Origin of the sequence: Methylobacillus caricis, from assembly GCF_020532705.1 — a bacterium.
GTDB lineage: Bacteria > Pseudomonadota > Gammaproteobacteria > Burkholderiales > Methylophilaceae > Methylobacillus > Methylobacillus caricis.
Map to the genome: position 1 here is coordinate 25,339 of NZ_JAJAVD010000003.1, position 13,061 is coordinate 38,399.

General features: G+C 52.3%; 14 protein-coding genes and 1 tRNA gene. 9 read left to right on the forward strand and 6 right to left on the reverse strand.

All coding sequences use genetic code 11. The features are described from left to right. Genes LG200_RS09380 through LG200_RS09395 form a run of 4 tightly spaced genes read left to right on the forward strand, consistent with a single transcriptional unit; the run spans window position 1 to window position 3,745 of the window. Window positions 1-486: a hypothetical protein gene (locus LG200_RS09380; RefSeq protein ID WP_226757367.1), complete on the forward strand. Its 486-nt coding sequence runs from the start codon at window positions 1-3 to the stop codon at window positions 484-486. Window positions 487-497: 11 nt separating this feature from the next. Continuing rightward, entirely contained in the window at window positions 498-2,201 is a 1,704-nt protein-coding gene (locus LG200_RS09385; protein WP_226757368.1) for a hypothetical protein, read from the forward strand. Next, window positions 2,195-2,938 carry a type II secretion system protein gene (locus LG200_RS09390; RefSeq protein WP_226757369.1) on the forward strand — a complete coding sequence of 248 codons (744 nt, stop codon included), beginning with the start codon at window positions 2,195-2,197 and terminating at the stop codon, window positions 2,936-2,938. The genes LG200_RS09385 and LG200_RS09390 overlap by 7 nt, the downstream gene beginning before the upstream one ends. Before the next feature lie 60 nt (window positions 2,939-2,998). Further along, window positions 2,999-3,745 (forward strand): HesA/MoeB/ThiF family protein, encoded by a 747-nt coding sequence (locus LG200_RS09395; RefSeq protein ID WP_226757370.1) that lies wholly within the window; start codon window positions 2,999-3,001, stop codon window positions 3,743-3,745. Window positions 3,746-3,786: 41 nt separating this feature from the next. Here the strand turns inward: LG200_RS09395 and LG200_RS09400 are convergent, their stop codons facing one another. Together LG200_RS09400 and LG200_RS09405 are read right to left on the reverse strand one after the other, a co-directional pair. Beyond that, on the reverse strand, window positions 3,787-4,632 hold the full coding sequence (locus LG200_RS09400; protein WP_226757371.1) for an SPFH domain-containing protein: 846 nt from the start codon (window positions 4,630-4,632) through the stop codon (window positions 3,787-3,789). An 18-nt stretch (window positions 4,633-4,650) separates the two neighbouring features. After that, entirely contained in the window at window positions 4,651-5,109 is a 459-nt protein-coding gene (locus tag LG200_RS09405) for an NfeD family protein (RefSeq protein WP_319004554.1), read from the reverse strand. Window positions 5,110-5,242: 133 nt separating this feature from the next. Here LG200_RS09405 and LG200_RS09410 point away from each other — a divergent pair, with 133 nt between their 5' ends. The 5 genes from LG200_RS09410 (at window position 5,243) to LG200_RS09430 (ending at window position 11,349) form a co-directional block, all read left to right on the forward strand. After that, entirely contained in the window at window positions 5,243-5,878 is a 636-nt protein-coding gene (locus LG200_RS09410; protein WP_226757372.1) for an FxDxF family PEP-CTERM protein, read from the forward strand. Window positions 5,879-6,015: 137 nt separating this feature from the next. After that, window positions 6,016-6,582, forward strand: coding sequence for a LemA family protein (locus LG200_RS09415; protein ID WP_226757373.1), 567 nt, complete (start codon window positions 6,016-6,018; stop codon window positions 6,580-6,582). Window positions 6,583-6,600: 18 nt separating this feature from the next. Then, window positions 6,601-7,500, forward strand: coding sequence for a hypothetical protein (locus LG200_RS09420; RefSeq protein WP_226757374.1), 900 nt, complete (start codon window positions 6,601-6,603; stop codon window positions 7,498-7,500). Between the two features lie 74 nt (window positions 7,501-7,574). Next, window positions 7,575-10,406: a valine--tRNA ligase gene (locus tag LG200_RS09425; RefSeq protein ID WP_226757375.1), complete on the forward strand. Its 2,832-nt coding sequence runs from the start codon at window positions 7,575-7,577 to the stop codon at window positions 10,404-10,406. 40 nt (window positions 10,407-10,446) lie between these two features. Further along, window positions 10,447-11,349: a bestrophin family protein gene (locus tag LG200_RS09430; RefSeq protein ID WP_226757376.1), complete on the forward strand. Its 903-nt coding sequence runs from the start codon at window positions 10,447-10,449 to the stop codon at window positions 11,347-11,349. A gap of 26 nt (window positions 11,350-11,375) precedes the next feature. Here LG200_RS09430 and LG200_RS09435 read toward each other — a convergent pair whose 3' ends face one another. The 4 genes from LG200_RS09435 to LG200_RS09450 form a co-directional block, all read right to left on the reverse strand. Continuing rightward, entirely contained in the window at window positions 11,376-11,621 is a 246-nt protein-coding gene (locus LG200_RS09435) for a sulfurtransferase TusA family protein (RefSeq protein WP_226757377.1), read from the reverse strand. 2 nt (window positions 11,622-11,623) lie between these two features. Then, window positions 11,624-11,956, reverse strand: coding sequence for a rhodanese-like domain-containing protein (locus LG200_RS09440; protein ID WP_226757378.1), 333 nt, complete (start codon window positions 11,954-11,956; stop codon window positions 11,624-11,626). A gap of 265 nt (window positions 11,957-12,221) precedes the next feature. Continuing rightward, window positions 12,222-12,743 carry a M48 metallopeptidase family protein gene (locus LG200_RS09445; protein WP_226757379.1) on the reverse strand — a complete coding sequence of 174 codons (522 nt, stop codon included), beginning with the start codon at window positions 12,741-12,743 and terminating at the stop codon, window positions 12,222-12,224. A gap of 155 nt (window positions 12,744-12,898) precedes the next feature. Continuing rightward, window positions 12,899-12,974: transfer RNA gene (locus tag LG200_RS09450), tRNA-Phe, on the reverse strand. Window positions 12,975-13,061: the final 87 nt, after the last annotated feature.

The window sequence follows — 13,061 nt, forward strand, 5'->3', positions numbered from 1 at the left end:
ATGGATTTTGCTGTTGGTAGCCCATGGCGCCATGGCGCCATGGCGGCAGGAGGCTTGGGGCGCCTGTTTACCAGTCCTGCAGAACGGGAAACCCTGGACAGGCTGAGGCAGAATACCCGCGGCCAGTTGGTGGAGCAGGTACCAAGTCCGGAAATACCTGACCTCAGCCCGCCGGTATCCGCTGTACAGCCTATTTCGGTACAAGGATTTGTACAACGCAGCGACGGTAGCAAAAGTACGGTCTGGATCAACAACCAGCCAATCCGGGAAAACTCCGAGAACGGCAACCTACATATCGGCAGGCTGCCCAAGGGACAAAACACAGTCCCCATTACCCTGCCGGAGCAGGGGCGCAGCATTTTGCTGAAAGCAGGCCAGTCATATGACCCTGCAAGCGATGAGATTGTTGAAAACAACGTCCATGCCCAACCCCAGGGCGAATCTTCTGCACGGGTGAATGGTGCGGAAGAGGGTGTCATACGCTAGCCGGGGCTGCAATGTCTGTTCCCCGTCAACCTGTGAGCGCTCCAAATCAACGCGGTGCTGCGTTGCTATTGGTCATTTTTATCATTGGTTTGGCGGTGACGGCTTATGTGGTGAAGTCATACGATGCTGCCGCAATGAAGGCACGGCAGGAAGAAAAAACCATGAAAGCTTTGGCTGAGGCCAAGGAGGCATTGATTGCATGGACTGTGGCACATCCGGACTGGCCAGGTACGATGCCTTTTCCTGACAGGCTGGAAACAACAATGGCTAATTACGATGGTAAAAGTGACTGTGTTCCATCAAATCTTAACTATCCACATTTAATTGGTAAGCTACCTATCTATAGCGATTCAGGGTGCGCCAATACTACTTATCATACGAATCTTTCAGTAACAGATTCTGCTACTGAAAGATTATGGTATGCAGTATCTAGGAATTTGATTCGTACCAGTAACTCATCACCAACCCCCGTTATAAATCCGGGCGTATTAACAGTGAATACTGCATTACCATATCCTTATGATGGTACTCATTCGACAAGTGCATATCCATGGATGAAAGTCTTCGACCGTCAGGGTCAGCTTGTATCTGATCGTGTAGCGGTAGTGATTATTGCACCAGGACCTCCATTGAAGAATCAAGATCGTAGCGGTGGGCTGGTTCAAGCCGATATGTTTCTTGAGCGTGTGGTGTTTAGTGATAAAACCATCGCCAATTATGACTATACAAAGCCTGACGAAGATTTCGTGATGGGAGGGCTAGGAGATTCTGAAATCAATGACAGGTTGATTTACATCACGATTGACGAGCTGATGATAGCGCTTGAAACAAGGGTGGTAGCCGAGGCCAAGAAAGCGATCAATTTTCCTGTGCTTTACCAATCCTCGCCTCATGAGGTGAGGAGTTTTCCTTGGATGGTTCCGGAGAAATCGAGCCCTGCATGGCCAGCAGACTTTTCTTATGAAGCTGGTAGGGTTGGGCAGGGATATATTCCTTTCAGATGTGTTAGCAATAGTGCCTGCAATACTTATCGCAGTGAAGTTGCTTGGCATATGACCTCCCTGTCTGGCGGTTCCAGTGGGACATTGACGCTTGCCATTGTGGATTCATTCAAAGAATACAGCTTTGCCGATGCTGAGTGTATTGTGCAGAGTGCAGGCGCACCTTTATTAGACTGTACAGGGGTCATTACACAGAACTTGCCAGAAACAGTGGAAAAAAGAATAGTTAACCTGATATTGAATGCCAATATCAATGCCGGCGTATATGATTCTCTTGGAAGCTCAGGTTTATATGAGTTTAGAAAAACTTTTACAGTGCCTGCACAGACCGTAGTGAAGCTGCAGGATGTGCAGAATAGCCAGACCTCCTCCATGACCTTGCGTACTCAGTCAATGACATCCGTTAATGTTTCCAAGTTGAGTCTTTATCCTGTCCTGCCAGAATGGTATTTCACCAATAGATGGTATGAGTTCATGTATGCAGTGATTGCTCCAGCATTCAGGCCGGGAGGGGATGGCATATGTGCTGTGGATACCTGTTTGCACCTGCATTACACGAAAAACGGGGTGGTAAATAAAATTGATAATTTACCAGCACTGATTTTTACTAGGCGTCCGCCGGACACCTATATGCTGAATGCTGCGGCTGATATCGATAGTAATCTGGATTTTGTAAAACCTGCGGTGAATAGCACAGGGATGGTGGGATGGTAGGTTTCAAGCAGCAGGGTTTCTCTCTAGTAGAAATGGCCGTAGTGTTGGTCATTCTGGGCTTTGTCATTTCCGCATTGATCTTGCCGGTGAGTGCTCAAAGAGACGTCGCTTACCAGCAGCAGACAGAAAAACAGCTTGAGCTTGCAACCAAGGCTTTAATCGGATTTGCCCAAACCCATGGACGATTGCCGTGTCCTGCAACGGCGGCAAGCAATGGCTTGGAGGCTGTTTTACTGCTCGGAGTGCAAGGTGGCGGGCAGTGTGATCCAAGTGCATATATGCTGCCAGCAGCAACTTTGGGGATCAAGCCTGTAAATGACAAAGGTCAGGCACTGGACGGCTGGAGTAATCCAATTTTCTATAAAGCTGACCAGACCAACAGAGGCGGGAGTGCGCTGCCTGATTTTACGACCACTAATGAAATTTCCTTGATAGGCATAGAGGTACTCAGGCCAGAGATTCGTATTTGCGCTACCAGCTCAAACTGCAATGATACGAATTATTTGGTCAACAATGCTGTCGCTGTGATTTATTCATTGGGAAAAACAGGTGCCCAGGTACTAACAGGAGATGCATCTGGCGGTGCAGATGAAAATGCCAATCTTGATGGCGATAATATCTTTGTCAGCCACGATATTCGTGCAAACGATCCGAATGGGCGGTTTGACCATGTCCTGACTTGGATTTCGCCTTACGTCCTCTACAATGCCATGATCCAGGCCGGGCAATTGCCATAATATTTTTCTCAATTGGCAAATCCACCGCCAGTTTTCAGTGATCGCAGTAGAATCTACTTAATGAACGACAATCAACTTCTACGTTACAGCCGTCATATCCTGTTGCCGCAAATCGGCTATGAAGGCCAGGAGCAACTGGTTAACAGCCATGCATTGATTATAGGTGCGGGCGGCCTGGGTTCGCCTGTTGCGCTTTATCTGGCTGCGGGTGGTGTCGGCACATTGACCATCTGTGATTTTGATGAGGTGGACCTGACCAATTTGCAACGCCAGATTATTCATGGCACGCAATCCATGGGCATGAACAAGGCAGTTTCAGCGCAGCAGACGATTCAGGCAATCAATCCGGAAGTTGCTGTGCAGCCGATACAGGAGAGGATGACTGAAGCTTCCTTGCGGTCGCTGGCGGAGGCGGCGGATGTGGTGATCGACTGTACCGATAATTTCACTATCCGTTATGCGGTCAACCAGGTATGCGTCGATTTGCGCAAACCGCTGGTGTCAGGGGCTGCCATTGGGTTCGAGGGGCAGGTGACGGTGTTTGACATGCGGCATGGTGATAGCCCTTGTTATCACTGTCTGTTTCCCAACCTGGGCGGTGATGAAGGCCTGCGTTGCGCCGAGAATGGCGTGTTTGCGCCGTTGGTTGGCATGATAGGCACCACGCAGGCTGCCGAGGCAATGAAGTTGCTGCTGGGATTAGGCAAAAGTCTGCAAGGGCGTCTTCTGCTGCTGGATGTGCAAACCATGGATTGGCGTACGCTCAAGCTAAGCAAGGACGTTGCTTGTCCAATATGTAACCACTAATAAAAAAGGGAGCAGATGCTCCCTTTTTTATGTTTCAATTGTTACTTGCCGCCGCCGATCAAGGCTTTGACAGCACTGACCAGGTCTCCTGGCATCACTACAATCTTGCTGTTGCTGGAGTTGGACATTTTCTGCAGAGTCTGGATGTAGCGGTCACCCAGCAGGAAAGTGGCTGAGGTGTCGTTTTCCTTCACGGCATCTGCAATCATGCGGATGGATTCGGCGGATGCTTCTGCTGCCACCTTTTGCGCTTCTGCATCTTTTCTTGCGGCTTCCAACCGCGCCTCGGCATTGAGGATCAGGGACTGTTTGTCACCTTCGGCGCGGGTGACGACTGCGACCCGTTCCCGCTCGGCAGAAGCTTGTTGTTCCATGGCATGCTGCATATTGGCTGAGGGTTTGATGTCCTGGATTTCCACTGACTTGACGGTTAAGCCCCAGTCGGAAGCCTCGTCTGCAATGGCAGTCTTCAGTTCTGTCTTGATGCGCTCGCGCGAGGTGAGCGCTTCGTTCAGGTCCATGCCGCCAATGATGGAGCGCAGGTTGGTTTGCACCATATTGCGCATGGCTTCGCGAAAATCTTCGATACCATAGACGGCACGTTCTATGTTGGTGACCTTGATGAATGCCAGTGCATTGGCCAGGATGACGGCGTTATCCTTGGTGATGACATCCTGCTCTGGCACATCAAGGATGATGTCCTTGGTGGTGACCTTGTAAGTGACCTTGCTGAAAATCGGGTTGATGATGTGCAGGCCAGGGGTAATCACAGCATTGAATTTCCCCAGTCTTTCCACTACCCACTCCTCGCCCTGCGGCACGATGCGGATGCCTTTCCAGGCCAGGACGGCAACAGCGGCGATCAATACAAATGCGAATTCAAACATGGTTTCTCCTTATGGATATTATCCGGTGGTTTTCTTGCTGACGCGCAGGCGGTTGCCTTCCACTGACACAATAACGGCTTCGGCACCTGCCTCGATTTCCTCATTGGCAATGGCGACCCATTGGCGGCTGCCCAATACGCCTTGCGCAAACTCGATCTGGCCGTTCTGCCTTGGGCTGACAGCTTCGATGATGATGCCGGTGCGGCCGATCTCGTCACCGCGCGACTGTCCAATGTTGGAATCGTCTTGTTCGCGGCGGTAGAACTGCTTCCAGATCGCGAGCGAACCCAGTGAAAGCGCAGCAAAGATCAATAACTGCCAGGCGGTGCCCAATGCCGGGATCAGGTAAGTCAGCAGTGCCAGGCACAAGGCCGCGATGCCGAACCAGAGTATATACAGCGTGCCTGTGAGCATTTCCAGCGCGATCAGGGCTAATCCGAGTATGCCCCATATCCAGAGCGGTTCCAGCATCTTCATTATGTCCCATTGAGTGTTTAGCCTGTCATCGTACCAGAACTTTACCCTTGCAATATGGTCACCCAACAGGGGGGAATTTTTAAGCACGAGTTGTCATTGGCGCTTAAGCTCATTCAACATCAAGGAGGTCGTGATGAAATTTCCCGCATTGGGTTTTGTTTTGACATTGGCATTTACACCGGCAGTCCATGCCGCCACTACCATCAGCACCATAGATCAATGGGATGGAGAAGTTTCACCATTCGGTACGCCGGATACGGCCACCTACGGTCAAACCATTACCATTGGCGACCAGGATCAAGTGCTACAGTCCTTTTCCTTCATTCTGTCGGACCTGAACGCTGCATTTACGATCGAAGTGGGTAGCTGGACAGGTTCCAGGGTGGACGAAATTCTCTATCAATCGGATCCATTCAGATTTTCCGCTAGCAGCGAATACACGGAGATTACGGCTTATCCCTCTGTGACGCTGCAGGCGAATAACCAGTATGTGCTGTATTTCACTACTTCCGGTATCCAGGAAGGCGTGGAAAGTACCAATGAATGGGGCTTTGCTCCGGATACGGCATATGAGGGCGGCACGTTTGTGTACCTGAATAATGGCAACGATCGCAGTCAGCTGACAGGTGCGCCATGGGTCACCACCCTGGGAGGTGATCTTGCTTTTAGCGCTAATCTGGCCGCTGTGCCTGAGCCAGCCACTTATGGCATGTTGCTGGCGGGGATTGGCCTGTTAGGCGGTGTAGCAAGACGCAGAAAAATGGTTTAAGCACGCGTAGTAGTTGGTAGTTAGAGAAAGGGCCGGGCAACCGGCCTTTTTCTTTTGAAAGCGCCACTGCAATGACTGACCGTTGCCTGGCTCTGAATGGCGCATTACACTGGCAATCAATTCAAAAGGGGATGGATATGCCGATTTTTATGCTGGTGGCACTGTTTGTGGCCGTGATTTATTTCATCATGGTCTACAACGGCCTGGTCAGTCTCAAGAACAATGTGGAAAAAGCCTGGGCCAATATCGATGTGTTACTCAAGCAACGGCATGACGAGTTGCCCAAGCTGGTGGATACCTGCAAGCAATATATGCAGCATGAGCAGGATACCCTGCAAAAGGTGATACAGGCGCGGTCACGTGTTTCCGAGGCACGCGAGCTGCATGATGTGGCGGCCCTGGGTGCGGCAGAAGGCGCCTTGCGGGCTGGCCTGGGCAATTTGTTTGCAGTGGCGGAATCCTACCCTGAACTGAAGGCCAATGAGCAGTTTCTGCATTTGCAGGCACGCATCAGTGGGCTGGAAAATGCTATTGCGGATCGCCGCGAGTTCTATAACGACAGCGTCAATATCCATAATGTCCGTATTGCCCAATTCCCTGATCTGGTGGTTGCCCGTACACTGGGTTTCAGCCGCCAGGCTTTACTGCGTTTTGCCAAGAGCGAATTGCAGGATGTGGATATCGCCAAGCGCTTCAGTCAGTAACCCCCGCTTTAACTTCTTATGTTATTCAAGGGCTGGCGCCGTCATTACGTCGATCTGCTGACTTCCGTCAGTCATCTTGTATTGCTGGTGATCGCGATACAGTTCAGGCGGCCTGATGTGTGGCAGTGGTGCCTGGGTTTGGTAGCCCTGATCAGCGGCTTTGCCTGGGCCTCCAATTACCGGCGTGTGCGTGCCATTGCGGACCTCCCCACCTCGCGTATCAGCTCTGCCGCCCAAGGCTATGTTGAGCTTTATGGTCGAGCAGTGCCAGATCCTGAGCATTTGATCGTCAGCCCGTTTTCAGCCCGGCGCTGTGTCTGGTATCGCTACAAGGTATATCGCAAGCGTGGTCACAATGATTGGCGCTTGGAACATCAAGGCGTGAGTGATGAAACTTTTTTGATCACTGATGGTAGCGGGCAGTGTTTTGTTGATCCTGACCATGCGGAAGTGGTAGGCCCGGAGCGGCGGGTGAGTTACCAGGCAGACTATAAGCGGGTGGAGGAGATTCTCTTTGCCGGGGCGATTTATGTGTTGGGAGAATTGACCACAGTGGGTGGGGCTAATACCCCGCTCAATAAAAGCGAGGATGTATCGGCTTTGCTCGGGGAGTGGAAGCAAGACAAAGCCAATTTATTGCAGCGCTTTGACCTGGATGGCAATGGCGAGATTGACCTCAAGGAGTGGGAGCTGGCACGCCGCGCTGCAATCCGCGAAGTGGAGAGGCAGCACCGCGAGCTGAGAACGGCAGCCGGTGTCCATGTCATCAGGGCGCCTGCCGATGGGCGCATGTTTCTGCTTTCCAGCCTGTCTCCTCATCGTCTGCGTCAGCAGTATCTGTGCTGGGGCTGGGTACATGCGGTGATATTAGCCGGAGCCCTTGCCGCCTTTTTCTGGGTGGGACAGCATGCCTGGTAGCAGGATCATGAATCCGCAGTTTTTGCAGGGGCAGGCATTATGGCGGCGGGCCGCTATGCTAAAATCCCACCCCTATGAGCACAGATAACTCCCCAATCCAAACCCTCGATAAATCCTTTGAGCCCAAGAACATAGAAAGCCGCTGGTACCAATTCTGGGAAGAGCGCGGCTACTATGCTGCCGGGCTGGATACCTCCAAACAAGATAATTTCTGCATCCTGCTGCCACCACCGAATGTGACAGGCACCCTGCACATGGGGCATGGTTTCAACCAGACCATCATGGATGCATTGACCCGTTACCATCGCATGTGCGGCGACAACACCTTGTGGCAGCCTGGTACTGACCACGCGGGGATTGCCACCCAGATCGTGGTGGAGCGCCAGCTTGATGCACAAGGTGTCAGCCGTCATGACCTTGGCCGCGAGAAATTCCTGGAAAAAGTCTGGGAATGGAAAGAATATTCCGGCGGCACCATCACCAAACAAATGCGTCGCCTTGGCACTTCACCTGACTGGAGCCGCGAGCGTTTCACCATGGATGAAGGCTTGTCCAAGACCGTGACCGAGACCTTTGTCCGCCTTTATAACGAAGGCCTGATTTATCGCGGCAAGCGTTTGGTCAATTGGGATGTGAAGCTGGGCACGGCAGTATCAGACCTGGAAGTGGTGCAGGAAGAGGAGGACGGCTCGCTCTGGCATATCAATTATCCTCTGGCCGACGGCACCGGTCATTTAACCGTAGCCACTACGCGTCCGGAAACCATGCTCGGCGATGTGGCCGTGATGGTGTATCCGGAAGATGAGCGTTACGCGCACTTGGTTGGTAAGACCGTCAAGCTGCCGCTGTGCGACCGCGAAATCCCGATTATTGCCGATGATTATGTAGACCGCGAGTTTGGTACTGGTGTGGTGAAGGTGACGCCTGCGCATGACTTTAACGATTACGCCGTGGGCCAACGCCACGGTTTGCCGCTGATCGGCATCCTGAACCTGCAAGGCTTCGTCAATGACAATGCGCCGCAGCAATATCGCGGCCTGGAGCGTTTTGCTGCGCGTAAGCAGATTGTGGCCGACCTCGAAGCCCAGGGCTATTTGGCGAAAATTGATAAACACAAGCTCAAGGTGCCGCGCGGCGACCGGACCAATGTCGTGATTGAGCCCATGCTGACCGATCAATGGTTTGTCGCCATGAGCAAGCCGTCTGCCGATGGCAAGAGCATCACGCAAAAGGCGCTGGATGTGGTGGCCTCGGGCGAGATCAAATTCGTGCCGGAAAACTGGGTGAACACTTACAACCAATGGCTGAACAATATCCAGGACTGGTGTATCTCGCGCCAGCTCTGGTGGGGTCACCAGATTCCTGCCTGGTATAGCGACGAGAGTAAGGTCTATGTCGCGCACAACGAATCCGAGGCAATCCAGCTCGCGGCCAACGATGGTTACCGCGGCAACCTGAAGCGCGATGACGATGTGCTCGACACTTGGTACTCCTCCGCGCTCTGGCCGTTCTCTACCCTGGATTGGACTGGCGACGAGGAAAAGGACAAGGCGAATGTCGCCCTGCAGCAATACCTGCCTTCCTCTGTGCTGGTGACCGGTTTCGACATTATCTTCTTCTGGGTGGCGCGCATGGTGATGATGACCAAGCACATCACCGGCAAGATTCCGTTCAAGCATGTCTACGTGCATGGCCTGATCCGCGATGCGGAAGGGCAGAAAATGTCCAAGTCCAAGGGCAATGTGCTGGACCCGATCGACCTGATCGACGGTATCGGGTTGGACGATCTGGTTAAGAAGCGCACGACAGGCCTGATGAACCCCCGGGATGCGGAAAAGATCGAAAAGCGCACGCGCAAGGAATTCCCCGAGGGCATTCCCGCGTTCGGCACCGATGCCTTGCGCTTCACCTTCGCCTCGCTGGCCTCTCCAGGCCGCGACATCAAGTTCGACCTGCAGCGATGTGAGGGCTACCGTAATTTCTGCAACAAGTTGTGGAACGCCACGCGCTTTGTGCTGATGAACACCGAAGGCCAGAACAACGGCCTGGAAGACTGCAAGACCCAGCCTGAAGGCTACCTCAAGTTCTCGCAGGCAGACCGCTGGATCGTCAGCCTGTTACAGCACACTGAGGCGGAAATCGAGCGCGGCTTTGCCGATTACCGTTTTGACAATGTGGCGCAGGCTATCTACAAGTTTGTCTGGGACGAGTACTGCGACTGGTACCTCGAACTGGCCAAGGTGCAATTGCAAACCGGTGATGAGGCCGAGCAACGCGCGACACGCCGCACCTTGCTGCGTGTGCTGGAAACCATATTGCGCCTGGCGCATCCATTGATGCCATTCATTACCGAGGAAATCTGGCAGACGGTAGGGCCGCTGTCCGGCCGCACCGGCCCCAGCATCATGCTGGAAGCCTACCCTAAGGCGCAGCCTGCCAAGATCGATACTGATGCCGAATCCTGGGTGGCGCTACTCAAACAGGCAGTGGACGCCTGCCGCAGCCTGCGCGGTGAAATGGGCGTGTCGCCCGCAACCCGCGTGCCTTTGATTGCGGCTGGCGATGCGGAGAAGCTGGCTGCCTATGCGCCGCATCTCAAGGCGCTGGCCAAGCTGGCGGAAGTCGAGATCGTGGCCGAACTGCCAGAAGCTGATGCACCAGTGGCACTAGCAGGTGATTTCAAGCTCATGTTCAAGATTGAGATCGATGTAGCTGCCGAGAAGGAGCGTCTGGGCAAGGAAATCAGCCGTATTGAGACTGAGATTGGCAAAGCGCAGGCCAAGCTGGGCAATGAGAGTTTTGTGGCCCGCGCCCCAGCGATAGTGGTTGAGCAAGAAAAGGCGCGCCTCGCCGTTTTCAGCGATACGCTTTCCAAATTGCAGGCACAACTCGCCAAACTGAAATAAGCATTTACCCGGGAATACTGGGGAACAGGATTAATCAACCATGATTACGCATCCACAAAACCCTAGCGCCCGGGTATTGTTGTTTTCACTCAAGGGTTCCATCATCCCGGTGATCTGGCGCAAGGTATTGTTTACCGTTTTGCTCAGTTCGCTGGTGGTGGCGACTCATGGTACTTTGTACCACTATAAGGTGATACTGACTGCGACACCGTTCACGCTGTGGGGGCTGACCCTGGCAATCTTCCTGGGCTTTCGTAACAGTGCTGCCTATCAGCGCTTCTGGGAAGCCCGTACCTTGTGGGGAGAGCTCATGATTAGTGCGCGCAACCTTGCAAGGCAAACGCAACAATACTTTCCCGCGCTGAATCGTGAAGCGCGATTATTTCTCTTGCGACCTTTATTGGCTTATCCTTATGCACTGCGGAATTTTTTGCGCGGCGTTATATATGAAAATATAAAGCGCAGTGAAGATGAAGAAATAAAACCGCATATGCAGTCGCCGGCGTTGTTAATCAGCATTTTGGGCAGACGCATTGCAGAGCGGGCGAGAGAGTCCAATCTTGATCCTATCCTGCTCTCCCAGATGGATAACCAACTGAATCATCTATCGGAAGTGCTGGGTGGTTGTGAGCGCATCAAGAGCACGCCGATTCCTTATCCCTATATCCTGATGTTGCACCGTATCGTGCATGTGTATTGCTTTCTGTTGCCATTCTGCCTAGTTGATAGTATCGGCTGGTTCACTCCCGTGGCAGTCTGCATATTGGCATATACTTTTTTTGGCCTGGATGCGCTGGGGGATCAGATTGCGGATCCGTTTGACACCCAACCCAATGATTTGCCGCTGGATGCCATGAGCCGCAATATCGAGATTGCCGTGCTGGAAGTGATCGGTGAACCAGTGCCCTCAGTGCTGCAACCGGATGATGGCGTGCTGCTCTAGGATGCTGCAGGCAGGCTAAAAGGGAGTCAGTTGGTGCGTTTCCTGATATGGAAAATGAATTCTTTTTGCGGAGCATCCGTATTTTCTGCCATGGCCAGCATCTCGTGACCAGTCTGTTTGCAGAATGCCTGAAAATCCTTCACTGAGCCTGGGTCAGTGGCAATCACTTTCAATACATTGCCCGCGTCCACTTCTGCCAGTGCCTTCTTGCAGCGCAAAATAGGCAACGGACATTTAAGCCCGCGTGCATCTAGTTCTGTCTGGAATTCCATGATTATTCAGTCTTGGTGGTAAAGCTATAGCCTGCATTGCCCCACGCCAGTATGCCGCCGCGCAGATTGTACACATTGTTACGTCCCTGGCCGGCAAGAAAGCCGGCGGCCTGGGCTGAGCGGATGCCGCTATGACAGTAGAATACCAATGCAGTATCAGGATGCTCGGACAATAAGCCGCCCATGCCGGGGATCACGGACATGGGGATATGCATCGCACCCTCAATGATGCCGCGCGCGACTTCATCGTCGTTACGCACATCCACGAGGATGACCTTTTGCGATGACAAGAGCGCCTGCAGCTCGTTCGCATCGATATCGGTATGGTTGGCCATGAAGATTTTTAAACCACAGGTTGCAAGGTCGCCATGATATCACAGCCATATCGGCTATTTTTTCCTTGGATGATACGCCGATTGCCAGTGAGTATGGTGATATAGAGCCTAGCCAGGGTGTATATGGAATTTCTGGCGAGACTGGGCACAATGCTGTTTTGGACATCTAGTACGATTGCCCTAGCGCTAGGGTCAATTACTGGCTGTGCAGTATTGAATGATGATGCTTGATATGATGGAGGAATGAAAAGAGAGATGCATTCTCTTAGCTTGACAGTTTCCCTGTTGGGATAAGGTGCCTGTACTCGCGCCAGGTTAGCCATACGCGCATATCAAACTCCAGTTGGTGATAGTCCGGCTCCATGTGCAGGCACAGTTGGTAAAAAGCCTTGTTATGGTCTTTTTCCTTTAGATGTGAAAGCTCGTGCACTACGATCATGCGTAAAAACCCTTCGGGAGCATCGCGGAAAAGTGTAGCGATGCGGATTTCGTTTTTGTTCTTGAGCTTGTTTCCCTGTATGCGTCTCACGAAAGTGTTGGTGCCAAGCGTTCCCTTCACAGGATGCTGCTGGTTGTCGAATTGTATTTTCGCCACAATCGGTGCATTTTTCAGGTAATGCTGTTTAATTTCTGTCACGTACTGGTACAGCATTTTGTCAGTCTGGATATCATGGCGCGTTGGATACTTGCGTTCCAACCAGGTGCCAAGCTGACCTTTTTCCAGCAACGTGCAGATTTGCGTGAGTAATGGGGCAGGATATCCATTGAGGTAGGGAAGCTCGGTCATTGGAGTGTGGATTTGTGTGTCGCACCAATCAAATATTAATGTCGAGCGTGTGTGAGTTGCGTTTGCTGTGCAATGGTATTGTCCGGGGGATTGCAGGAATCCTCCAGAAAATAAAAAAGGCTAGCTCAAAACCGAAGCTAACCTTTTGATATTCTTGGTGGCCAGGGGCGGAATCGAACCGTCGACACGCGGATTTTCAATCCGCTGCTCTACCAACTGAGCTACCTGGCCATACTGCTTGCTGATTACGCTGGCTCTTGAGCTCACGCAAGGCCAGCATTATAGCAAACTTCAGGATTTCGTCTAGGTTTGATCAAA